General features: G+C 48.6%; 21 protein-coding genes. 13 read left to right on the top strand and 8 right to left on the bottom strand.

The window, feature by feature from the left end:
- Window positions 1-13: 13 nt before the first annotated feature.
- The 3 genes from pheS to ACOJUN_RS17505 form a co-directional block, all read right to left on the bottom strand.
- A complete protein-coding gene (gene pheS / locus ACOJUN_RS17515; protein WP_422133199.1) occupies window positions 14-1042 on the bottom strand; it encodes a phenylalanine--tRNA ligase subunit alpha in 1029 nt (342 codons plus the stop codon).
- 227 nt (window positions 1043-1269) lie between these two features.
- Window positions 1270-3774: an ATP-binding protein gene (locus tag ACOJUN_RS17510; RefSeq protein WP_422133198.1), complete on the bottom strand. Its 2505-nt coding sequence runs from the start codon at window positions 3772-3774 to the stop codon at window positions 1270-1272.
- Between the two features lie 375 nt (window positions 3775-4149).
- Window positions 4150-4728: a hypothetical protein gene (locus ACOJUN_RS17505; protein ID WP_422133197.1), complete on the bottom strand. Its 579-nt coding sequence runs from the start codon at window positions 4726-4728 to the stop codon at window positions 4150-4152.
- A gap of 240 nt (window positions 4729-4968) precedes the next feature.
- Between ACOJUN_RS17505 and thiS the strand changes: the two genes are divergently transcribed.
- From thiS to smrA, 6 genes are all read left to right on the top strand, one after another.
- The gene (gene thiS, locus ACOJUN_RS17500) at window positions 4969-5169 is read left to right on the top strand and encodes a sulfur carrier protein ThiS (protein ID WP_422133196.1); all 201 of its coding nucleotides are present in this window, start codon (window positions 4969-4971) and stop codon (window positions 5167-5169) included.
- Window positions 5170-5226: 57 nt separating this feature from the next.
- Window positions 5227-5994 (top strand): thiazole synthase, encoded by a 768-nt coding sequence (locus ACOJUN_RS17495; RefSeq protein ID WP_422137088.1) that lies wholly within the window; start codon window positions 5227-5229, stop codon window positions 5992-5994.
- Entirely contained in the window at window positions 5994-7109 is a 1116-nt protein-coding gene (gene thiH, locus ACOJUN_RS17490) for a 2-iminoacetate synthase ThiH (RefSeq protein ID WP_422133195.1), read from the top strand. Before ACOJUN_RS17495 ends, thiH begins: the two co-directional genes overlap by 1 nt.
- A 148-nt stretch (window positions 7110-7257) precedes the next feature.
- On the top strand, window positions 7258-7716 hold the full coding sequence (locus ACOJUN_RS17485; protein WP_422133194.1) for a type III secretion system chaperone: 459 nt from the start codon (window positions 7258-7260) through the stop codon (window positions 7714-7716).
- Window positions 7713-8675, top strand: a complete 963-nt coding sequence (locus ACOJUN_RS17480; protein WP_422133193.1) for a hypothetical protein — start codon at window positions 7713-7715, stop codon at window positions 8673-8675. The genes ACOJUN_RS17485 and ACOJUN_RS17480 overlap by 4 nt, the downstream gene beginning before the upstream one ends.
- Before the next feature lie 149 nt (window positions 8676-8824).
- Complete coding sequence (gene smrA, locus ACOJUN_RS17475) at window positions 8825-9403, top strand: DNA endonuclease SmrA (protein ID WP_422133192.1); 579 nt, start codon at window positions 8825-8827, stop codon at window positions 9401-9403.
- Between the two features lie 69 nt (window positions 9404-9472).
- Here smrA and rplT read toward each other — a convergent pair whose 3' ends face one another.
- From rplT to thrS, 4 genes are all read right to left on the bottom strand, one after another.
- The gene (rplT, locus tag ACOJUN_RS17470) at window positions 9473-9829 is read right to left on the bottom strand and encodes a 50S ribosomal protein L20 (RefSeq protein ID WP_257254376.1); all 357 of its coding nucleotides are present in this window, start codon (window positions 9827-9829) and stop codon (window positions 9473-9475) included.
- 36 nt (window positions 9830-9865) lie between these two features.
- Window positions 9866-10057 (bottom strand): 50S ribosomal protein L35, encoded by a 192-nt coding sequence (rpmI, locus tag ACOJUN_RS17465; protein WP_034837404.1) that lies wholly within the window; start codon window positions 10055-10057, stop codon window positions 9866-9868.
- Between the two features lie 200 nt (window positions 10058-10257).
- Window positions 10258-10800, bottom strand: a complete 543-nt coding sequence (gene infC, locus ACOJUN_RS17460; protein ID WP_252180580.1) for a translation initiation factor IF-3 — start codon at window positions 10798-10800, stop codon at window positions 10258-10260.
- Window positions 10801-10883: 83 nt separating this feature from the next.
- Window positions 10884-12806, bottom strand: a complete 1923-nt coding sequence (thrS, locus tag ACOJUN_RS17455; RefSeq protein ID WP_422133191.1) for a threonine--tRNA ligase — start codon at window positions 12804-12806, stop codon at window positions 10884-10886.
- 570 nt (window positions 12807-13376) lie between these two features.
- Between thrS and ACOJUN_RS17450 the strand changes: the two genes are divergently transcribed.
- The 3 genes from ACOJUN_RS17450 (at window position 13377) to mnmH (ending at window position 17403) form a co-directional block, all read left to right on the top strand.
- A complete protein-coding gene (locus ACOJUN_RS17450) occupies window positions 13377-14612 on the top strand; it encodes a hypothetical protein (protein ID WP_422133190.1) in 1236 nt (411 codons plus the stop codon).
- A gap of 469 nt (window positions 14613-15081) precedes the next feature.
- On the top strand, window positions 15082-16002 hold the full coding sequence (locus ACOJUN_RS17445) for a hypothetical protein (RefSeq protein ID WP_422133189.1): 921 nt from the start codon (window positions 15082-15084) through the stop codon (window positions 16000-16002).
- Window positions 16003-16293: 291 nt separating this feature from the next.
- On the top strand, window positions 16294-17403 hold the full coding sequence (gene mnmH, locus ACOJUN_RS17440) for a tRNA 2-selenouridine(34) synthase MnmH (protein ID WP_422133188.1): 1110 nt from the start codon (window positions 16294-16296) through the stop codon (window positions 17401-17403).
- Here the strand turns inward: mnmH and ACOJUN_RS17435 are convergent.
- Window positions 17379-18362 carry a hypothetical protein gene (locus ACOJUN_RS17435; protein ID WP_422133187.1) on the bottom strand — a complete coding sequence of 328 codons (984 nt, stop codon included), beginning with the start codon at window positions 18360-18362 and terminating at the stop codon, window positions 17379-17381. The two genes, mnmH and ACOJUN_RS17435, sit on opposite strands and share 25 nt — an antisense overlap.
- Before the next feature lie 177 nt (window positions 18363-18539).
- On the opposite strand from ACOJUN_RS17435, the gene ACOJUN_RS17430 reads away from it, so the two are divergent.
- The 4 genes from ACOJUN_RS17430 to ACOJUN_RS17415 all read left to right on the top strand — a co-directional run bounded on the left by ACOJUN_RS17430 (window position 18540) and on the right by ACOJUN_RS17415 (window position 23240).
- Window positions 18540-19694 carry a MalY/PatB family protein gene (locus tag ACOJUN_RS17430; RefSeq protein WP_422133186.1) on the top strand — a complete coding sequence of 385 codons (1155 nt, stop codon included), beginning with the start codon at window positions 18540-18542 and terminating at the stop codon, window positions 19692-19694.
- Window positions 19695-19952: 258 nt separating this feature from the next.
- Window positions 19953-22094, top strand: coding sequence for a 5-histidylcysteine sulfoxide synthase (ovoA, locus tag ACOJUN_RS17425; RefSeq protein WP_422133185.1), 2142 nt, complete (start codon window positions 19953-19955; stop codon window positions 22092-22094).
- A 170-nt stretch (window positions 22095-22264) separates the two neighbouring features.
- The gene (gene tsaA / locus ACOJUN_RS17420) at window positions 22265-22972 is read left to right on the top strand and encodes a tRNA (N6-threonylcarbamoyladenosine(37)-N6)-methyltransferase TrmO (protein ID WP_422133184.1); all 708 of its coding nucleotides are present in this window, start codon (window positions 22265-22267) and stop codon (window positions 22970-22972) included.
- A 28-nt stretch (window positions 22973-23000) separates the two neighbouring features.
- Complete coding sequence (locus ACOJUN_RS17415; RefSeq protein ID WP_422133183.1) at window positions 23001-23240, top strand: YheU family protein; 240 nt, start codon at window positions 23001-23003, stop codon at window positions 23238-23240.
- Window positions 23241-23243 lie beyond the last annotated feature (3 nt).

Below are 23243 nucleotides of genomic sequence, written 5' to 3'. Positions count from 1 at the left end.
TCGCCGCAAACCGTTAATTGAACTGGCTCAGGAAGCGCAGGTCATTATCGAAAAACTGACGTAAATCGTTTACGCCGTAACGGAGCATGGCAAAACGCTCAACCCCCAGACCGAAGGCAAAGCCTGTGTACTTGCTGGTATCAATACCGGAGTATTCAAACACTTTCGGGTGGACCATACCGCAGCCCAGAACCTCCAGCCACTTGATGGAACCGTCTTCATTGCGTCCCCATTCAATGTCCACTTCTGCTGAAGGCTCAGTGAACGGGAAGTAGGACGGACGGAAGCGGACTTTCAAGTCGTCACGCTCAAAGAACACCCTCAGAAAGTCACTGAGAACACTCTTCAGGTCAGCAAAACTGACTTTCTCTGCCACATAAAGACCTTCGACCTGATGAAACATCGGGCTGTGAGTCTGGTCGGAATCGCAACGGTAAACCTTGCCCGGGCAAACAATGGCAATAGGAGGTTTCTCACCGGCCTTGCTCAGGGCCTCCATGACACGAACCTGAACCGGAGAGGTGTGGGTTCTCAGAACGGTGTTGTCATTGAAGTAAAAAGTATCGTGCATGGCACGGGCCGGGTGATGACCGGGAATATTCAACGCTTCGAAGTTGTGGTAATCGTCTTCGATTTCCGGCCCCTGGGCCACTTCAAAGCCGATGTTGCCGAAGTAATCGGTGATACGCTCCATGGTGCGGGTAACAGGGTGCACCGTCCCCAGGTTCTGGCTACGGCCGGACAGGGTGGCATCAATGGTTTCACTGGCCAGGCGAGCTTCCAGAGCCACTTTTTCCAGACCTTCACGTTTCACATCCAGGGCGGCCTGAACCTGCTGCTTGGCTTCGTTAATAAAGCCGCCCGCCTTCGGACGTTCTTCCGGAGACAGTTTGCCCAGACCTTTCAACAGCTGGGTCAGCTCGCCTTTTTTGCCAAGAAACCGCACCCGAACCTGGTCCAGATCAGTGGCATTGGCAGCTGACTCAACTTCAGCCAGGGCAGAGACGACTATAGGTGAAACAAGTGTTTCCAGATTCTCCATGGGATTCCTGATAACCGATGCGTAGAGAAAATAAACTGCCAATTCTAGCGGTTGAGGAAGGGTTTGAATAGATTTACTTGCAGGACAGATTTCACCGGTACAGGAAAGCCCTGACATTCATAACGGTACTGCGATAAATCGGTCTGAAAATTCCTGCTCCCTCGTCAAATAGCTCGCTATTCTCCCCGGAATCAGAAATTTTTATCCTCAATTTATCGCAATCTTCGCTAAGGACGCTTAAGTCTGTCAGGCTGCTCCTGCAGTCCGGATTCCGCAAAGTCCGGGAACATATGCTCTAGCCGCTCTCTGATACGAACCTCCCCATTTAGAAGTTGAAGAAATTTTAAATAATCCATTACAGCTTCCAAGAATAATGTGCGGTCATTGGTTTTCACTACCAGCTTCAAGCCTTCGTCGTGTACTTTCTGAACAACATTTAAGAACTGCTCTATCCAAGTACTACTAACAGTAAAATTACACTCCATAAAAACAGCCTGATGCTCCGTTTTGGATAAATGGCTGAAATGGAAATCCTGGCTTACAAATTCTGTTCCAGGTAATTTGGGAGGGCCCACCTGGCGGACCCGATCAGCTGGAATACTGAGTACTCTGGCCATTTCCTCTATTGATACGGCGTGCTCAGTGATCACTCCTGCAGCATTGCGGCCTTGATACTGACCCAGTTGCGCTAGTGCATCAGCAGCCTGTACGTCAGGGCTTTGCCACCATTGGGAACGACAACTGTCTCCCTGCAAACCACTAAGGTAAAGAAAATTATGGGCACACCTGGTTAAGGGCTCGATATCGCCAAGGAATTCAGCTTTGACAGGAATATGATGATTTGAACTGACCATGATAGCTTTCTTGGCAGTCATCACATGTTTCATTGTTTTTGCCAGAAGTTGTTTGCTAAAGTGACCGCCGTTAGCATCATCGATTACCACCAAATCTTTACCGGCAAGCATTTCCTCGATCTTGCTATCCCATTCATTACCCTGGAAGCACTGATACAGTTCGCCTGCCTTATCTGCGTCTAGATACAGGGTGTTGACACCATAGTCGGCTGCTTTTTTGGTAACTGCTACACAAAGATGTGTTTTTCCTAGTCCCGGTGATCCGGTCAGGAATAGTCCCATGGGCTTTTTATACGAGGCTCCACCCTGATTATTAATCACAGCACGCGTGAACTTCAGGGCCGTCTCATGCATCAGTTCCTGCTGTGTTGAGCGGGGTTCGAATTGATCTATATCAGCATCAAGATTTTCAGTATGGAAACGTGACACCTGGTGCACCGGCTTTGGTTTCATAGCCCGAGTGACAGACAAAAGCGGTTGACGGTGCCAGACTTGATCGCACTCGGACAAAAAATTTTCCCAGGTCACAGTATTAAATCGAGCCACGATAGTGATGCCACCAATAGGGTGATCATAGGGCAGGATATCGTCGGTCCAATCTTTATAGCTTGATTTCCCTTCTTTAATGGCAAGGATTGTCTCTGGACTCTGTGGTCTATTGTAGCCATCAATCAGTATTTTTTTGACCTGCTCGTAGGTTTTCGGTTCAACAAATTCACCCGGACCAAACCCCAGATAGAGATTCTGTCCGCTGCTGTTTTGCCCGGTGCATACCAGATTAAAACCGACAGCATCACCAGTTGCGTGCTTCAAATCGTAGCCTTCTACGCCCTGAATATAGAGGATATCACCCTTTTTTATTTTCAGCTCTGACTGCCCATTGCTCCCTGAACCTTTGTAAAACTCGAGATACTCAAACAGACAATGGAGAGGGTTGCTGTACTTGATCCGATTGACATATTCACCCTTTGTGAAGCATCCAATAACCTGGGACATGTGACCGAAAAGGGTGACTGGAATTCTGAACTTTGAGATCGGTGCGCCAAAGATGCGGTCGAATTCGTCGGTGCCAATGATGGTTTCAATGGCCCGATACTGACAGGCCGAAAGGGTCGTTGCACAGTCTGCAATGGTGGGGCCATGAAAAAAAGCATTCAGACACTCACTTGGTTTATAGCCATTATCCATTGCTACAAAGTTATACTTGTTCGTTATGTCAAAATATTCCGGCAGTGAGTGCTTCCCGAGGTATGAACTTTTTGACAGACCGGGAAGTTCGAGAGTCCGATAATCCTCAGGATAAAAAACACCCAGACGTTTTTTTTCTACTTGGGTCCGATATTTCTTGATACAAAAACCATCCTGAAATAGCTCTTCTCCTGCTTCAGAACCTTCCACTCGACGCTGAAAGCTTGTCTCAACTGAGTCCCGATCAGCGTAGGATGTGTTACTGAGCTGGAGCCAGTCAATTGTATTCTCGGCGAACTGCTCAGCCACGGACTTAGTGCTGCGACTTTTCGGAAAGGGTTTGTAAGTGGGGGTTATCTGACGTATAGAGTTGAGATGATCGTTCAAAGTAGCAGTATCGTCGTCCGAGACATTATTTGAAACTGATTTCTTCTCATCACCTGATAGCAAAGATGATACGCGCCTGGACAAAACAGGTTTATGTATCGGTTTCTCTTCGCACTCAATATCGATTGCGGTTAAAGCTTGCGAATCTGAAGAATCAAATCGCACAGGTGATACACACCTTGAGGGGTTAAACGAAAACTTTCTCGTGGAACTTTCGTTACAATCCGTTTTAGTAAATTTAACATCCTCTGCTCTGGGCTGAAAATATGTGCCGGGGTGAGAGCCTTCAGGTTTAATATCCATATTTCTTATCCTCCATTCACTTATGCTTGCTGTTAATACCTTCTTGAAGTCAGCTCATTTAGTCAGCCTGTTCAATCCTGCCTGACAGTATTTCAGGTCATCTCAAGAGAACGTGCGAATTATATGATACTGAAACTATCGTCTTAATAGTTTTGACAACCAGGAAATAATTTAGTTCATTGCCAAATGGAGGTGCCCGTTTCAGGAACTTGAAACATGATCTACTAAATATCGCATCAGGTCAGACCTAACCTTTTGATCAAGTTCGCCTTTTTTGCCAAGGAGCCTTGCCCGACCTGGTCCAGGTCAGCGGCATTGGCAGCTGACTCAACTTCAGCCAGGGCAGTGACGTTGCTGTGATTTAAAACCTTCCATCTACCTGTGTTTTGAATAAAGGACATCGCAATGAAATATATTCTTTTTTCCCGGGAACTGCGAGCTTGGCTGAACCAATATAAAAAACAACCCAATTCCTAGCTCATAGCCATTCAATTCTCTGTTTAATGCACTAACAAAGCGAGAAAGCTTACGCTGGCTTATAGATAAATAGTCTTTTTCCTCGACTCCCAAGCCTGCTCCACAGTCTATCTGCTCATGATAAGTGCTAAAAACTTTTATTGTTGATGACCAGGCGTCCGAAGTAATCAGTTGATTCCCAGAAAATTTTTTATCGAAGATATACTGCACCGAAAAAACAGCATCCTCCGGTGTTGCAACATAACCATTTGAAAACAATTCATTTCGAATTAACGCAGAAACACGTTCTGGAGTAGAACATCTTTTATTCAAAGCCTGTGGCAGGTTATGCTCAATGTAAGCCTTAAATGAATCCGATAACGGCAAGCTGTTTGTCTTAACAGTTATTAGTGAATCAGGGTAACATACCGATGAATCCGCATAACATACCGATGCAGCCAGAAAAGCTAAAGCGGTTACTATTTTTCTGAAAACCATATACAACCTCAAGTCATTGCATATATGTAAACTGTTTAACCTGTTTTTCAGTTTTAAGTTCAATATTCTCGTCTCTGACCCTATCCACTAGCCCATAAGCCCTGCCATGACAAGTCTCGCTACGCCGCTCAAAAAGGCTGACCGAGATCACAAGAACGGCTCCTGACTGCCCACCATTTATCCGGAGAAGAATTTGCTTTAAACTTCCCCCCCTGTTTTCAAAACCTCCCAGAATGATCTATGCAATTTTTTGTTAATGACCAGCCCCTGAGCTTTGAGTCCCCTCTGACGCTAGAGCAGCTGCTGGAACAGATCAATCAGGCTGAAAAGGGCGTGGCACTTGCGGTCAATCAAGAGATCGTCAGTCGCTCCCAATGGCCCCGCAGAAAAGTAGAAGAAGGTGACCGCATCACCCTGATCAAGGCTACCGCAGGTGGCTGATAGCGCGCAGAAATCGCACTTGGAATGACCGACAATTTATCGAATTACAGGGCTGGTATGCTGACCATTGCTGATAAAACCTTCCATTCTCGCCTGTTTACCGGTACCGGGAAATTCAATAACAGCCAGACCATGGCTGAAGCCATCAGGGCTTCACAGAGCGAACTGGTGACCATGGCACTTAAGCGAGTGGACCTGAATAATGATCAGGATGATATTCTCTCACCCCTGATTGAAGCAGGTGTTAACCTGCTGCCCAATACTTCCGGTGCCCGCAACGCCAAAGAAGCCGTGTATGCAGCCCAGCTGGCCAGAGAAGCCCTGCAGACCAACTGGCTAAAACTGGAAATTCACCCGGACCCCAAATATTTGCTGCCTGACCCCATCGAAACACTAAAAGCCTGCGAAGAACTTGTCGAACTGGGATTTGTTGTTCTACCTTATGTTCACGCTGACCCGGTCTTGTGCAAGAGACTGGAAGAAGCGGGTGCCGCTGCGGTTATGCCTCTCGGGGCACCCATTGGCAGCAACCTGGGCCTGAAAACCGAGGCGTTTCTGAACATCATTATCGAGCAGAGCCAGGTCCCTGTGGTTGTAGATGCCGGTATTGGCAGCCCTTCCGACGCCGCTAAAGCGATGGAAATCGGAGCTGACGCCGTGCTGGTGAATACAGCCATTGCTGTTTCAAATGACCCGGTAGCCATGGGTATTGCTTTCAGGGAAGCCGTGACAGCTGGCAGACGAGCCTACGAGGCTGGCCTCGGAATACGTTCGCACCAGGCTCAGGCAAGCAGCCCACTGACTGCATTTCTGGAAGACTTTTAATGTCATTTGTAGACACGTTTAACCAGTTAAACTGGGATGAAATCAGGATGAGCATCCTCAGCAAAACCGCTGCGGATGTCGAACATGCCCTGTCCACCGGCAGACTGGCCCATGATCAGTTTCTGTCGCTCATCTCCCCAGCGGCTGAACCTTACCTGGAACAGATGGCACAGAAAAGCATGGCACTCACCCGCCAGCGTTTTGGCAATACAGTTCAGATGTACATTCCCTTATACCTGTCCAACAAGTGCACCAACATCTGTACCTACTGTGGTTTCAGCCTTGACAACAAAATTCGACGCAAAACCCTGAGCACGGAAGAGCTGGACCGGGAACTGAAAGCCATCAAAGCCATGGGGTTTGATCATATCCTGCTGGTGACTGGCGAAGCCCAGGGCACGGTGGGCACCGAATATTTCAAAACCGTACTGGACAAAGTCAGATTGCACTTTTCCCACATTACGCTGGAAGTACAACCTCTGGAACAGAGCGAATACGAAGAGTTGATGGCGCTGGGGCTGGACGCCGTGCTGGTTTACCAGGAGACTTACAATCGCCCGGCCTACGGGAAATACCACCTGCGAGGCAGCAAGATGGATTTCGACTATCGTCTGGAAACCGCTGACAGACTCGGCAGAGCAGGCATCGACAAAATTGGTGTGGGCGCCCTGATTGGTCTGGAAGACTGGCGTACAGACTCTGCCATGGTCGCCGCACACCTCGACTACCTGGAAAAGACCTACTGGAAAACCCGTTACTCCATCTCTTTTCCCAGACTGCGCCCCTGCGAAGGTGAATTCCAGCCCGTTTCCGTCATTTCAGACAGACAACTGGTACAGCTGATCTGTGCTTACCGCCTGTTTAAACCGGAAGCGGAACTGTCACTGTCCACTCGAGAGTCGGAATCGTTCAGAGACAATGTATTGCCTCTGGGTATTACCGCCATGAGCGCTTTCTCAAGCACTCAACCTGGCGGTTATGCCAATGGTGCCGTGGAATCTCTGGAACAGTTCGCCATCGACGACAACCGTCGTCCTGAAGTGGTTGCAGCTGCGATTAAATCAAAAGGTCTGGAACCGGTCTGGAAGGATTGGGACCGCAGTTATAGCCACTAACCCAAGTCATCTCATGATCTGATTGTCGGGCCTGGTCATTAAGACAGGCTCTGACAGCCTGATGATACATAGCTCTTCCGCCAAACCCTTCAATTTCATTTATCCAAGCCGAACCAAACACTAATGATTTGCTATGGAGAGCCCGGCTATGATTGAGCCTTACGAACAATTTAAAGAGTTTTTAAAGGACTTTGGTGAACATATTGGTCATGACCTGACCACAGAAGACAACACCTGCGCCCTGGTAGACGAGCACAATGAGATCGCAGTGATCATAGAGTTACCTGAGAACAGTGATCTGTTACTGCTGCACCGTATGCTGACAACCATGCCAACAGATCCTGAGCTACAGGCCGCCAGAGCAATGCAGCTGTTGTCTCTCAACGGAGCCCCAGACAAGCTCAAAGGCGCCTGGTTTTATACGGACCAGGATGGAATAGGTTTGCACCTTATGACCAGTCACCCTGTCGGCAGTCTGACCCATGAGACTTTCAATAACCTGGTGCTTGGCTTCATAGAGCTCGCCAACACATTAACCCGGGAACTGACAGAAGAAGAGCAGGAGCTTACTTACGACTCATCACCTTCTGGAGGGATAGCACAATGAGAGGAGTCTTCTTTGGAGCAGGTTTATCTGCAAGTAGATACGCAGAAGCAAACAGTAGAAGTGAAGATACTCAAAAGCCCAAGCTCAAACCAATGACAAACTCACCTCCGGGTTATATTGGAAATTTTGCATCATTGGCCAACCCCTGGCAGCATCACGTAGGAACTCTGACTCCGGATAAAGGTACTCCCAGAAATAACTGGCGAATGGGTGAAGCTATGGCTGTTGAGGCAAGGATTGCCGCTTACCCTTACGAAAAGTCCATAGACGGCTGGGGATTAAAAGACAAAAAGATCCTGAATGAACTTAAGTCCTGGGATACTGACCGCCGTCTCGCCCTGTATGCTGGCAAAGCAGCCGGATTATCCACCAAAGGATCCGAAGGCTGTGTGTTCGACAAGAAAACCGGGCTCACTGCCTATATTCTTCGTAACCCCAAAACCAGTCCTCCCGAAGTTCGCATTGTTTTTGGCAGCTGGGACGCCCTGAAAAAACCGGATGAGCTTTCTCATACTGGAAGGTTCAAAAAAGCATTCACTCTCATCCGCTGGGTACGAAATCTGAGAAACGCAAGGCGAAAAACTGTGCCTGAAAGTTACCAGCAAGCCAGCAAGCTCACTAAGCAGGTTCAGAACCTGATGAAGAAAAACAGTGCCTTTAAAGGCTGGACTCTGAAATTATCGGGCTACGAAAAAGGCGGGGCTCAGGCGGCTTACGCAGCGGTTTCACAAGATAAGGTTTTACCTGCCAGATGCTTTTCCAGTGAATACATGAGCAGCCATATTATCAACTCTCTGGACAAGGAAAAACGGCAGGCCGCCGATGTCATCCACTACCAACCTGTGGAAAACGAGTACGTATTGAATCTGGAAAAGCATGACAGGTTTTTCCAAAATAAAGTCATAGGAAAACCTGTTGCTATGTATGCCTTGAATTATGAAAAAACGAATTTCCTCTGAATTCAGGTTTAGGGAAAAAGTCGCTTAAAGCAGCTATAGTTCTCCGGATACACAAAAACAGGTACTATCAAAATTCATTGAGGTGTATCCAAACGTCAAACTTCCAGACCGTCGAGCACCTCTGACCGTTCTACGACAAGTACAAAGCCATGAGTTACGACGACCAGGATCTGTTCCTCCAGGAAATGGAGGGAGTAGCTCCCCTGAAAAGCAGCACCAAAGCGAACCTCAAGAAACATCAGACAGCGACTCCCGGTCAGGCCCTGAGAAGGAAGGCAGCCCAGGCTGAGCTGAATGACCCTAATTTTTTATCTCTGGATAACCCGAAAAGAGTCCAGCCTTACGATCACCTGGAATATAAACGCTCCGGTGTTCAGGAAGGTGTTTTCAAGAAAATGAGACTGGGCAAATACGACATTGAAGCCAGACTCGACCTGCATAATCACACAGCGGCTGAGGCTCGAAAAGCAGTTTTTGACTTCATCAACGACTGTCAGCAACACGAGCTTCGCTCACTCATTATCAATCATGGCCGGGGCCTGAACACTAATCCCCCGGCCATCATTAAAAGCTACGTCAACACCTGGCTGCGGGAAATGGACCAGGTACTCTGCTTTCATACCGCATTAAAGTTTCATGGCGGTTCTGCGGCGCTGTATGTGGTGCTAAGAAAGAGTGAAAGAAAAAAACTGGAAAACCGGGAGCGTCACTCCAAACGCACCGCCTGATTCTGACCCAACACATAAAACGGGGTTATGGAAAACCATAACCCCGTTAAAGGCTGATATGAATCAGACTCAAGCCAGAGAAGCTTTAGCCTTTTCAACCAGCTGACCGAAAACAGCCTTGTCGTGCACAGCCAGATCAGCCAGAACCTTACGGTCGATTTCGATCGCAGACTTTTTCAGACCCGCGATGAAACGACTGTAAGACAGACCGTTGGTGCGCGCACCGGCGTTGATACGGGCAATCCACAAAGCACGGAACTGACGTTTACGCTGACGACGATCGCGGTAAGCATACTGACCAGCTTTGGTTACAGCCTGTTTGGCTACGCGAAATACACGTGAACGTGCTCCGTAGTAACCTTTGGCGGCCTTGAGAACTTTCTTGTGACGCTTGCGCGCGATTACACCACGTTTTACACGTGCCATGAGCTATATCTCCGAAAAAAATGATCTATAAAGCGATTAGTCGCGCAGCATACGCTTAACGAGGCCCTGGTCAGCAGGTGTTACCATGGAGGTACCACGCAGCTGACGCTTACGCTTGGTGGTCATTTTGGTCAGGATGTGACTCTTGAAGGCACCCTTACGCTTGTAACCGCTGGCTGTTTTTTTGAAACGCTTGGCGGCACCACTGTTGGTTTTCATTTTTGGCATGAAAAAGCACTCCGCATTCGCGACCACCTACCCCTTCTCATCTTGGAAAGCGGCGCCCGTTTCAGGGCCAGGAGGTGTCGGGATATTAAAAATAAAAGCGACTGTCGTTTAATCCGGGAGAAAATTTTCTGTGTAGAAAAGCCTCATCCAGGACATGAAAAACCGGCCACTGAGGCAGTGACCGGTTTTTCATACTCAAATCACTTCTTCTTTTTCGGGGCAATAACCATGATCAGTTGACGACCTTCCATCTTTGGACGCTGTTCAACGGTACCAATCTCTTCCAGATCTTTTTCAACCCGGTTCATCAGTTCCATGCCCAGCTGCTGGTGAGCCATCTCACGACCACGATAACGAAGAGAAACCTTCGCCTTGTTGCCCTCTGTCAGGAAACGTACCAGGTTGCGCAGTTTTACCTGGTAATCCCCTTCCTCTGTGCCCGGGCGAAACTTGACTTCTTTCACCTGGGTCTGAACCTGTTTCTTCTTGGCTGCGGCTTTCTGCTTCTTTTGCTCGTACTGATGCTTGCCGTAGTCAAGGATCTTACAGACTGGCGGTTCGCTGGTTGCATTAATTTCAACCAGATCCAGCCCTGCTTCCTGGGCCATGGACAAAGCGTCACGGGTATCGACCACCCCTACCTGAGAGCCATCGGCTCCTATTAGACGGACTTCTTTGGCACGGATATTCTCATTAATCGGCGCCTTCTGCGGGCGACGATCGCGGAAGCTGTTACGTCTGATGGGTGTATCTCCTGTAAAGGCAGCCTGTGCGAAAGGGCTCGTCGACGTTTAACATCAAGATCGACAAGCCCGTTACAGATTAATTACGCAGTACGGCCACGCTTGCTGATATCCGCTGCAAGGCGCTCCTTGAATGCCTCTACAGGCATGGTACCCAGGTCTTCACCTGTGCGGGTACGCACAGCAACGGTTCTGTTTTCCATTTCCTTATCGCCAATAACCAGCAAATAAGGCACCTTATTTAAGGTATGCTCGCGGATTTTAAAGCCGATCTTCTCGTTTCTCAAGTCCGCTTTTACCCTAACTCCCTTTTCCATCAACATTTTTTCCAGTTCTACCGCATAAGAAGCCTGTCTGTCAGTAATGTTGAGGATGGCAACCTGCTTGGGAGCCAACCATGGCGGCATGGCCCCTTCATAGTGTTCAATGAGTATGCCGATGAACCGCTCAAACGACCCCAGAATCGCTCTGTGGAGCATGACCGGTGTTTTGCGTTCACCGCTTTCATCGACATATTCAGCACCCAGACGGCCCGGCATCGAGAAATCCACCTGAATCGTACCACACTGCCACACCCGGCCAATGCAGTCTTTCAGGGAAAATTCGATTTTTGGTCCGTAGAAAGCACCTTCACCCGGTAGTTCTTCCCATGGCAGCGCCTGTGCATCCAGAGCATCGGCCAGGGCTTTTTCGGCTTTATCCCAGATTTCATCAGAACCCACGCGCTTTTCAGGACGCGTAGACAGTTTGTAAAGCATGTTTTCACGACTGAAGCCAAAATCCTCATACACCTCATGGAGGAAATCAATAAAAGCAGCCACTTCCGACTGAATCTGATCTTCTGTTGCGAAAATATGGGCATCGTCCTGAACAAAGCCACGGACACGCATGATTCCATGAAGCGCACCAGATGGCTCGTTACGATGACAGGAACCAAATTCCGCCAGTCGCAGCGGCAGATCACGGTAGCTTTTCAGCCCCTGATTGAAGACCTGGACGTGACACGGGCAGTTCATGGGCTTAACAGCAATATCACGCTCTTCCGAATTGGTGGTGAACATGTCGTCCTGAAACTTGTCCCAGTGACCGGATTTTTCCCAGAGGGAGCGATCCACCAGCTGAGGCGTTCTGATCTCTTTGTAGCCATGCATAATCTGCTTTTTACGCATGTACTGTTCCAGTTCCTGATAGATGGCCCAGCCATTGGGGTGCCAAAACACCATGCCCGGTGCTTCTTCCTGCATATGGAACAGGTCCAGCTTCTTACCCAATTTACGGTGATCACGCTTCTCCGCTTCTTCCAGACGCTGCAGGTAAGCTTTCAGGGCTTTCTTGTCTTCCCAGGCCGTTCCATAGATACGGGTCAGCATTTCGTTGCTGGAATCACCACGCCAGTAAGCACCGGCCACACGCATCAGTTTGAAGGCTTTCAGCTTACCTGTTGAGGGAACATGTGGGCCACGGCAAAGATCCATCCACTCACCCTGACGGTAAACAGAAATCACTTCATTTTTCGGCAGGTCATTAATGATCTCGACCTTGTACTCTTCACCCATGGCTTTGAAAGCACTGATGGCTTCGTCACGAGTCATCACCACTCGCTCAATCCCCAGATCCTGCTTTGCCAGCTCAGCCATGCGCTTTTCAATCTTCTCCAGGTCTTCGAGGTTAAATGCCCGCTCATAGGAGAAGTCATAATAGAAGCCATTATCAATCACGGGACCAATAGTGACCTGGGCACCGGGGTACAGATCCTGAGTGGCCATTGCCAGCAGGTGAGCCGTTGAGTGACGGATCACCTCAACACCTTCTTCGTCACGGGAAGTGATAATAGCCAGCTCAGAGTCATCGGTGATTTTGGCACTGGCATCTACCAGCTCACCATTAATACGACCCGCCAGAGTCGCCTTGGCCAGGCCCGGACCAATATCCTGGGCCACTTCCATGACAGAAACGGCGTCAGCAAATTCGCGCTTGCTGCCGTCGGGAAGCGTAATTACAGGCATGAGGAGATATTCCTTAATTTTTTGCCGCCAGGGCTTTTGCCGCCATTGGCATTATGTTCATCTTCAGTGGCAACCTGTACCGGAGGCTGCTTGCTCAGCGTTCTTGCCAGCCCATACCAGAGGCTGAGAACTTTTGTACCAGTGGCAACCCATACCAGGGGATGCTTGGATTTTCTCACCGATCGAAAGGAGAAAATCTTCGGACAGTCATTAGTATTTAGCAAAGAAAAGCCGAAAGATTATTATTTTGAGTTTTTCACAGCCTGTGTCAAGTCAGGAAAAAGATAACCTCAACAGGGCTCTTGAGTTTTTAAAGGCAAGAATGGAGAAGTATCCTCCCAACGTGGGAGCTCTTTAACCGGAAAGAGCGAGAAGCTCAGTACTTTTGCGACAGCCTCCCGGGAGGGATAGCTCAGCACGCCCAGCCAGAAAGTAAAAACTCCGGAAGCTTCCAGTAAATCCGAACAAGTTGCATTTCATCTTACATTGTCTATACCTATCCGAGCCACGACAAGCCGGTCGAGCCGAATTCAGTTTATATCAATCAGCCTGTTGATGGAGAACCATCCAATGCAGTTATTAAAACCTGATCGTCTGCTTTTAATATCGACGCTGATTGTTTATATCCTGAGTCATTCGGCTTTGGCTAAAACTGACATAAATACGACGGCGTCAGTCAATCCTGAAAGTTCCACCTTTTCTTCAAATTTCAGTGAGCCTGCAATCGTTTCAGAATTTAATGTCAGCTCATCGAGTACGGTTTCCCTGGGTATCAGGCTGCCCCTGACATCATCAGACGATATCCTTTTCAGGGAAAACCAAGGTGGACTGACGGGCTTTATCTGCTCACTGATGAACCTGCCTAGTAACTCAACTTTCGTTTATGGCAACAGCTCTCACTTGAACAATATTAAAAATCATCTGGGATGTGACGCCCCCCCTCCAGAAGAGACCATAAAAAATAAACCCGATTACGACCGCTGGGTGAGCAGTGTTTCCATCTGGGTTCGCGAGGGCGTGGAGATGTTCATACTGCTTAGTGCCTCTATAAAAGTTAACCCTGGAGCCAGAAAGCAGATTTTGTACGCAGCGTATCTGACCAGTGCCATCACTATGAGTAGCCTTTACAGTACTGGCGTCGCACTCGCGGCATCCGGTAAGGAAATCCCCGAGAAATGGATTCAACTTATTGACGGGTTAACAAAATTAAAAGCCAGTCTCTGCATTGGTGGCTGGGCTCTTGGGATGGCTGGAGGAATTGCAGATAAAAAAGAGCTCGCCTTATCAGGGTTACTGATAAATGTTATCTCGAACACGTTTCGCGAAACCGGCAATGCCGTTCTCACTACTGTACCGCTGATCCTTGATAAAAAATACGAAGCCGGCCTATTGGGTTTAATCCCTTTGGGGATCATTGCTTCAAAACTCATAAAATTCAACCCGAAAACCAACACTGTCTTTTTGCAGAGGTTCTCATGGTTTGTAATGGCCAGTCTCGGGGCCGGACTGTTCTCGGGAGCCTGGCATAATTTTGAAAAAATTGCCGGTGAATCCGCTACTGTCTGGGATTTGGGCAAACAAACAACGGTGAGCGATGGCTATGAGATACTCAGCGATAAAAAACTGCCAATGTCGATTATTGCTCCCTTTGGATACAGACCCGATCCTACGGTTATCACCTTAACGTCCGGCCTGGGCTATTTTACATTGGTAACTCTTGCAGGCCTCTATCTTGTTATCCACAGAGTGCAACCCACAAGTATTGATCAGTTACTGCCTGATAGCGCCGAGACATTGGGGTTGTAATGCTTATACAAGCTTTCCTTTGGGCTGTTCGGCGATCCTGCAAACGAGTTGCGTTTCACCCCAGATTTACTATACCTACTCGAGCCAATACGAATGTGTTCATAACAGCTTATCTGAATTCAATCGATATCAATCAGCCGGTCAGCTCATGGAGACACATCCAATGCAACGGTCAAAAACCTGTCTTGTGCTCTTAATATCGACGATGATTGCTTATGTTTCTGTTCATTCAGCTCTGGCTAGTCCTGCTCTGAATACTTCAGAATTAGTTAAATCTGACTACTCCACAGTGGCTTCAGCAGTTAACGGAAGCACACCTGCTTCAAAATTCAATATCATACTACCGGATAGGGTTTCCATGAGCACCAGACTGCCGCAGACAGCATCAGACGATATCAGCTGCGGGGAGAACAGAGGAAAGCTGAAAGCCTTTGTCTGCTCAGAAATCAACAACCCGAATAACTCAACTGTGTTTTATAATAACAGCTCTGACTTTAACGCCATTAAAGATAAACTGGGATGTGAAAGCTCTACTGCAACTGTCGCCAAAAAAAGCAAACAAGGTACCGAGCCGCTTCTTACCAGCGTTGCTATCTGGATTATGGAAGGCGTGGAGATGTTCGTACTCCTTGAGGGCTCTATCAGAGTTAAACCAGAAGCCAAATATAAGATTTTGGGGACAGCGCTTGGCACCAGTCTCATTACCATGGGCGGTGTATTCACTTCGGGTGTCTTACTCTCGCAGTCAGGGATGGAAATCCCCGAGAAATGGGTTGAACTTATTGCTGGCTTAACATCATTAAAAGCCAGCATCTGCGCTGGTGGCTGGGCTCTCGGGCTCGCTGGAGGTGTCACAGGTAAAAAAGAACTTCTCTTGTCAGGGTTGCTGATCAATGTTGTCTCATATACTTTTCGCGAAGCCGGAGAAGGCGCTCTGGCCACCTTACCGCTGATCCTTGATAAAAAATACGAAGCCATTTCCTTGTCTTTTATTCCTATGGGAGTCATTGCTACAAAACTAATACCATTCAACCCGGAAACCGATAGCGCCTGTTTGAGAGCATTTTCATGGATTGTAATCGCCAGTCTGGGAGCTGGACTGTTCTCGAATGCCTGGCATGAATTTGAAAAAATTGCGGGTCAATCGAGCACTCTCTGGGACTTGGGAAAAAATTTAATCGTTGGCAATAGTTATGAAATACTCAGTCGTGAAAAACTGCCTATGTCAATTGTTGCTGCCTTTGGATACAGACCTGACCCTACAATTATTACAGTAACCACCGGTCTGGGCTTTTTTACGTTCGTATCTTTAGCAAGCCTCTACCACCTTCTCCACAAAGCCAAACCCAGAGGCAACAGACAGCTTGAAATAGAAATCATGCAGTTTTAATGCTCATCAAATGTTAAAAACCTGTTGTCAGAAAGCCATTTGGGCAATCGCTATGGCGATGTAAACCTTGTGCAGAATGTTGTACTCAGATATACACAGCAGCCAAACTCTGATTCCTATACACAGCCTGTATTGTGCTGCCTGGTTTTGTTCCGGTAAGTTTGGCTGTACTCTGCCCTTCTATATCCGATAGAAACAATCCACACTTGCTTAAACAGACAGGTTCCAGCGAAACTATAGGGCTTTTGGACAAGAACCCAGCCCGCTCCCGTTGAGCTGTTACGGAACCTTATGACCCAGCAACGCCCGGATACTCACGACTACCTCGCCCTGTTCCTGAATGATGTGCCACTGATGGATGTTCGGGCTCCTGTTGAATTCAACAAAGGTTCATTCCCACTGGCGACCAGCCTGCCAATCCTGGATGATTACCAGCGTGAAGTGATTGGTACTGAGTACAGGCAGCGGGGGCAAGATGCTGCCGTCGCCCTGGGTTATCAGCTAGCCACTGACGATGTGCGTGATGAAAGAGTGACCCACTGGCAGCAATTTGTACAAAAGCATCCAGAAGGCTACCTATTCTGTTTTCGTGGCGGTCAGCGCTCTCATATTACCCAATCCTGGCTGGCCGAGTCCGGATCCCCTTACCCTCTGATCAAAGGGGGCTACAAGGCACTGAGAAGGTTCCTGATCGATGAACTGGAAAAGTCTGTTGAAGACATTCCCTTTATGATTCTCAGTGGCAAAACCGGTACCGGCAAAACTCGTCTGATTTATGACATTGAAGACAGCATTGATCTGGAGGATTTGGCCAACCATCGGGGGTCGAGCTTCGGTCGTCGTTATGGTGGCCAGCCCACTCAGATTGACTTTGAAAATCGTCTTTCTATCGCCATGCTCAAGCACCGCCACTTTAAACCAGGGCGCGCTCTGCTTCTGGAAGACGAAAGCAAGCTGATCGGGCGCTGTAGCCTGTCCCAGGTGTTCAGCAACAAGATGCAAAAGTCCTCCATTATTCTGCTGGAAGCTTCTATAGAAGAGCGTGTAGAGATAGGTCTTCAGGAGTATGTCAGCAATAACCTGGCCGAATACCAGAACGTTTACGGCAAAGAAGAGGGCTTTGCCCGCTTCAGCGAGGGGCTGACTGACAGCCTTTGCCGGATTCGCAGAAGATTGGGTGGAGCCCGTTATCAGGAGCTGGGAGAGCTTCTCTCTTCAGCCCTTCAGCAACATGAAGTTCATGGTGTCATTGATGGTTATCGGCCACTGATTGAGCAATTATTGGTTGGCTACTATGACCCCATGTACGAGTATCAGCTGGAGCAGAAACAGGAAAGAATTCTCTTCAGAGGTAACCGGGACGAGATCAGAAACAACTATCCTGAGCTGGTATTAAATTGAGAAACAGTTCGGTTCCGGTAAAAAAGAGCCATACTCGAAACCAGGATGGCAATGACTGCCCACTCCTGATTATTGGGTATGCGCCCTTCCAGCATGAAGACAAAAAGCACTCCAAATAAAACCTCAAGGGTTGTGCAGGGATAAAATCCTGAATCACTGTTGTGCGACACTGCTTTGCGTCTGCATATCCGGGCCAAACCGGTGGCTAATATCCCTGCTACCAACCCCCCTCCTCCGAAGTAAGCCCAGTCAATATTGACAACACCTCCCGAAAACAGGGTGAATTCAGGGTGGTCCAGCCAGGTCAGTGGATAAATCATGGGCAATGCCAATACAGAGCCCAGTCCGGTTAACAGATAACGATCGGAAGGATCAATATCGGGGCGCTCAGTAGCCATTAATAACTGTATGCGGGTACCTGTGAGCCAGCAGATACTCGCCAGCAGTATACAGAACAATCCATAGACCATACTCTGCTCATGTGAGTCCGGATTAACCTGATCAAACTTCTGGGAAATCAACAGAAAAAAGGCTCCAATCAACAGCAGTAGAGGCATAGTGAGCTGGCTGGCAGCCTTTCTTTCCAAAAAGCATTTCTGAAAAATCATGGGTAAGGCGGCTATCAGAATACAGGCAAAAACGCCGCCGAGGCTCCGGATACTGATGACAAGAAACAGGTAATAAAGAAGATTCGTCAGCAGGGCCACCCAAATCCATGGCACGATACCATCTTGCCGGACTCTTTTAATAATCTCGCGACGAAAAAGGACAATGATAGATACCCATAGACCAAATACTGCAAAGCGTCCTGCTACCAGCTCAATAGCAGAATATTCCGACATCAATCCAGGAAGAATGATCAGACTCCCCAACAAGGCTCCTGACAACAGCGAATAGACAACGCCTCTGGCAATCAACTCGGGACTTCTCCACAGAGAAACTTCAGGTTCTCTGAGCATTGTCTACAAAACCGTGATTTTCCAGCCTCCTGGCAGGATTTACCACCCTGAGCTGACCAGCGAGACAGCAAAACGGATAAAATCGGCAAAGCCATCCTGATAAATCAGATTTCAAAAAAGACTGACTGCAGGTAGTATCAGTGAAACACATTCAATCCAACCCCGGGGGAAGTATCCGTGTCCACAGATTTCGATACTTTTATCGACCGAAGTCATACCTCAAGCCTTAAGTGGGATCGCTACAAAGATAGAGATATCTTGCCTTTCTGGGTGGCGGATATGGACTTCAAATCCGCCCCTGAAATCATTGAAGCTGTGCAACAACGTGTTGACCACGGTGTTTTTGGCTATACCCTGGCCGATGAGGGTCTGGAAGATCGAATTGTCGAGCGAATGCAAAACCTCTACGGCTGGCAGATTGAAAAAGACTGGATTGTCTGGCTGCCGGGACTGGTGACCGCACTCAATATTGCGGTGAGAAGCGTCGCTGGTCCCGGAGAGACCGTTGCAGTGCCTCTGCCGGTTTACTACCCCTTTCTGATGGCACCCAGGTTGGGAGGACGCCAGATGATCGGACTGGACTGGGTGATCAGGGACAATCAGTGGCAGCTGGATTTGGAAGCCTTTGAACACAGGATCACCGACGACACCCGGCTGTTGATGCTATGTAATCCTCAGAACCCCAATGGCCGGGTACTTACCCGGGAAGAACTGGAGACTATCGAGGCGCTCTGCAAAAAGTACAGCATTGTCGTCTGTTCTGACGAAGTGCATTGCGACCTGATTCTTGATCGTAATGCCGAACACATCCCCTATGCCAGTCTGAGTGAATTCACCCGGGACACATCTATCACCCTGATGTCGCCTTCCAAGACATTTAATCTGGCCGGCTTTGGCTGTGCCTTTGCCGTAATACCAGATGGCACATTGCGCATGGAATTTCAAAGAGTGCGCAAGGGTATCGTCCCTGATCCGGATAACATGCTGATAGGCTTCACGGCTGCCAGAGCCGCCTACGAACATGGCGAACCCTGGCGCCAGAGTCTGCTCGACTATCTTCGGGGTAACCACGATTTACTGATGTCCGAAATCAATGACATTAAGGGCTTAAGTATGCTGCCACTGCAGTCTACCTACCTGGCCTGGATTAATGTCAGCGAACTGGGCCTGGATGATCCACACCGCTTCTTTGAAGATGCCGGTGTGGGATTCTCCCCCGGTGCCCAGTTTGGAGACCGTGACTACCTGAGACTGAACTTTGGCTGCAGTCGATCTACTCTGGAGGAAGGCATTCGCAGGATCAGGGCCGCAATAGCTGAGTTCAAACCCTGAATGGATTATATAGGTCTGTCATTGAATAACTGACAGACCTTTCAACTCTTTCCAGAGCAATCCATTGATAACCTGTCATCCAACAACACTTTGAAAACGTATGATCTGTGGCAGCGCGAAAGGCATTAGTCAACTGGCTGAAATTGACATATCGGTCAACCTTGATACTACTGCCTTTAAGCTCTAGACCATATAGGATATTTTAATAGTCTCTGGTCAAACCGTAACGCATTGTTAAATTGCTTTGGAGGTTAGCTCGTGCCAAATGTGACGTCTACTGAAAACACCTCGCCACTCCAGATCCCCACAAGAACGCTGATACTCGATTCAGGCACTCCGGAAGCAAAACGCCAGGAACTGATTCAGTATTTCTGCGAAACCTACGATATCTACGATCGTCTTTTTGAAACACTCACCAGTGATGAGGCCTATTATCGTAAGGCTATTTCCCAGAGACACCCCCTGATTTTCTACTACGGCCATACCGCAGCATTTTTTATCAACAAACTGATTGCTGCCCGCCTGATTAATGAACGAGTAGATACCGATATTGAGGCAATGGTAGCCATCGGCGTTGATGAAATGTCCTGGGATGATCTGGACGAAAACAACTACGACTGGCCAACGGTTCCAGCCATGAAGGAATACCGTCAAAAAGTCAGGGCACTCATCGTTGAATTTATAGAAACCATGCCTTTGGAAATACCCATCACCTGGGAAAGTCCAGCCTGGCTGATCATGATGGGCATTGAGCATGAGCGCATCCACCTGGAGACCTCATCGGTTCTCATTCGTCAGCTACCCCTGGCTTACGTCACGCCTCACCCGGACTGGCAACCCTGCAAAACTTCCGGGGCAGCGCCGGAAAATCAGTTGATTGAACATGCCGGTGGCCACCAGATTCTCGGCAAGCCATATGATCATGCTCTTTATGGCTGGGACAACGAATACGGTCACTATGAAGAAACTATCCCTGCCTTCAAGGCCAGCCAGTACCTGGTCAGCAACCAGGAGTTTCTTGAGTTTGTCCGGGATGGGGGCTACAACGCCGAAAAATATTGGACCGACGAGGGCTGGGCGTGGGCTACCTTTGCCGAAGCCATTCACCCTGAGTTTTGGGTTCCCGGTGATGAAAATTACCGATACCGGACCATGCTGGAAGAGATAGACATGCCCTGGAACTGGCCCGTGGATGTCAACTGCCATGAGGCTCAGGCTTTCTGCCGATGGAAGTCAGAAATGACAGGGCTGCAGATACAACTGCCGTCCGAAGCTGAATGGTATTGTTTGCGAGACAGCATTGATACAGACCAACCTTATTGGAAACAGGCTCCTGGCAACATCAACCTCGAATACTGGGCCTCTTCCTGTCCGGTTAACCAGTTCAGGACGGGGGACTTTTATGATGTCATTGGCAATGTCTGGCAATGGACAATGACTCCCATTGATGCCTTTGAAGGCTTCAAGGTTCATCCCTACTACGATGACTTTTCAACCCCCACATTTGACGGCCGGCATAACCTGATCAAAGGTGGCTGCTGGATCTCGACAGGAAACTATGCGATCCGGGATTCCCGATATGCTTTCAGGCGACATTTTTTCCAGCATGCCGGTTTTCGCTATGTTGAATCCACTGCTGAGCTTAATGCCAACCTGAACCCCTACGAAACCGATGTGCTGGTGGCTCAGTATCTGGAATTTCATTATGGTGAAAGCTACTTTGGTGTTGAAAATTTCCCCCGGGCCTGTGCCGAAGTCTGCCATGAGCTGTTGACAGACCTCAACTGCACCCGGGCACTGGATCTGGGCTGCTCGGTAGGGAGAAGCAGTTTTGAGCTGGCCCGCTGGTTCAAACATGTTGATGGAATCGACTTCTCAGCTCGTTTTATCTCTGCGGCCTCCAGGCTTCAGCAGAATGGAAAAATTCGATACTTTGTGCCCTTTGAGGGAGAACTGGGTGAATACCGTGAAGCCAAACTGACTGACTTTGCCGATAACATTGATGTCAGTCGTGTTCTGTTTACCCAGGGAGACGCCTGTAATCTCAAAACCAAATACAATAACTATGACCTTGTCTTTGCCGGGAATCTGATTGATCGACTCAACGATCCCCATAAATTCCTTTCTTCTGTTCATGAGCGAATCCGTCCGGAGGGACTGCTGGTGCTGACTTCGCCCTATACCTGGCTGGAAGAATACACGTCAAAGGATAAATGGCTGGGAGGAATACGTGAGAATGGTGAGGCCCTGACAACCTATGACGGGCTGAAAAGAGTTCTGGGCCAACATTTTGAGGAGATTAAACCACCCAGAGATATTCCTTTTGTCATCCGGGAAACCGCCAGAAAACACCAGCATACCCTTGCCCAGGCAACCTTCTGGAGAAAAAAGACTTCCTGAAAACAACAGGAGTCTGATAGTCTCTGTCAGGCTCCTGATCTTTCTAAAGAAATCCTGATCAGGCCCAGCACAGTTGCTTTGAAACAATGACCCGTCATGAGGCTAAGACCTGTTAAGAGCCTCATTTTTCCATTATATTGCCCGGTCAAAACAGCGATTACGGGTTAAATGTGAGCAAAAGCAGTTTCCAGTTTCAACAAATTGGAGTGATTCACTCCTGCTACCGGCAAAAATTTGGAATCCCCCGCCAACCGGGCATTGTCACAGCGGCAGAGTCAGAGCTGGAACTGTTACCACCCTTCAACCAGGAGAACCTGGTACGTGGTCTGGAAGGTTTCTCTCACCTCTGGGTTCATTTTGTTTTTCACGAAACCATGAATCAAGGCTGGCGCCCTACCATTCGCCCTCCCCGACTTGGCGGCAAACAGCGCATGGGCGTTTTTGCCACTCGTTCGACCCATCGTCCTAACCCTATTGGCCTGTCTGTGGTAAAACTGAAAAGCATCCAATCGGGGAACGGCAAGTTGATACTGAGACTGGCAGAAGCTGATCTGCTGGATGGCACACCGGTTATTGATATCAAACCCTACCTGCCCTACGCCGATGCTCTGCCAGAAGCTAAAGGTGGCTTTGCACCTTTACCCGCCATCATGGCAGCAGTGGAATTCAGCGAAGAGGCCATGATTAAATGCCTGGCTTATGAACGCCGGACCGGACGCTCTCTGGTGGAACTGATTCAACAGGTATTGGGGCAGGATCCACGCCCGGCCTACCTCAGAGATACCACCGGGCGAAGGCATGGCTTCGCACTCTGGGACGTTAATGTGGTCTGGGAGTCCAGGGGAGACCACTTTCTGGTCACCGATCTGGAATTATAACCATAGGGCCATCTTCAGGAGCTGAAGAATGATTATTCCTTATCAGGAACTAAACACAGAAACACTGCACAACCTGATTGCTGAATTTGTCAGCCGGGAAGGGACCGACAACGGTTTTGAGCAGGATCAGGAGAGTCGTATTCAGCAGGTACTTGGGTTATTGAAATCAGGTGAAGTCTCTATTGTTTTTGATCCCCAAACCGAGAGCGTCAATATCATACCTGCCAAAGAAGCTCAAAATTATGAGTTTATGGTCAACCACACCTGAAAG

Source organism: Endozoicomonas sp. ALD040 (assembly GCF_049275945.1).
Taxonomy (GTDB): Bacteria; Pseudomonadota; Gammaproteobacteria; order Pseudomonadales; family Endozoicomonadaceae; genus Endozoicomonas_A.
The sequence above is the reverse complement of the archived record's forward strand: the minus strand, read 5'-3'. Positions and strand labels throughout refer to the sequence as shown.

Coding starts and splice junctions, on each gene's coding strand:
- pheS (WP_422133199.1), bottom strand. CDS start 1,042: ATGGAGAATCTGGAAACACTTGTTTCACCTATAGTCGTCTCTGCCCTG.
- ACOJUN_RS17510 (WP_422133198.1), bottom strand. CDS start 3,774: ATGGATATTAAACCTGAAGGCTCTCACCCCGGCACATATTTTCAGCCC.
- ACOJUN_RS17505 (WP_422133197.1), bottom strand. CDS start 4,728: ATGGTTTTCAGAAAAATAGTAACCGCTTTAGCTTTTCTGGCTGCATCG.
- thiS (WP_422133196.1), top strand. CDS start 4,969: ATGCAATTTTTTGTTAATGACCAGCCCCTGAGCTTTGAGTCCCCTCTG.
- ACOJUN_RS17495 (WP_422137088.1), top strand. CDS start 5,227: ATGCTGACCATTGCTGATAAAACCTTCCATTCTCGCCTGTTTACCGGT.
- thiH (WP_422133195.1), top strand. CDS start 5,994: ATGTCATTTGTAGACACGTTTAACCAGTTAAACTGGGATGAAATCAGG.
- ACOJUN_RS17485 (WP_422133194.1), top strand. CDS start 7,258: ATGATTGAGCCTTACGAACAATTTAAAGAGTTTTTAAAGGACTTTGGT.
- ACOJUN_RS17480 (WP_422133193.1), top strand. CDS start 7,713: ATGAGAGGAGTCTTCTTTGGAGCAGGTTTATCTGCAAGTAGATACGCA.
- smrA (WP_422133192.1), top strand. CDS start 8,825: ATGAGTTACGACGACCAGGATCTGTTCCTCCAGGAAATGGAGGGAGTA.
- rplT (WP_257254376.1), bottom strand. CDS start 9,829: ATGGCACGTGTAAAACGTGGTGTAATCGCGCGCAAGCGTCACAAGAAA.
- rpmI (WP_034837404.1), bottom strand. CDS start 10,057: ATGCCAAAAATGAAAACCAACAGTGGTGCCGCCAAGCGTTTCAAAAAA.
- thrS (WP_422133191.1), bottom strand. CDS start 12,806: ATGCCTGTAATTACGCTTCCCGACGGCAGCAAGCGCGAATTTGCTGAC.
- ACOJUN_RS17450 (WP_422133190.1), top strand. CDS start 13,377: ATGCAGTTATTAAAACCTGATCGTCTGCTTTTAATATCGACGCTGATT.
- mnmH (WP_422133188.1), top strand. CDS start 16,294: ATGACCCAGCAACGCCCGGATACTCACGACTACCTCGCCCTGTTCCTG.
- ACOJUN_RS17435 (WP_422133187.1), bottom strand. CDS start 18,362: ATGCTCAGAGAACCTGAAGTTTCTCTGTGGAGAAGTCCCGAGTTGATT.
- ACOJUN_RS17415 (WP_422133183.1), top strand. CDS start 23,001: ATGATTATTCCTTATCAGGAACTAAACACAGAAACACTGCACAACCTG.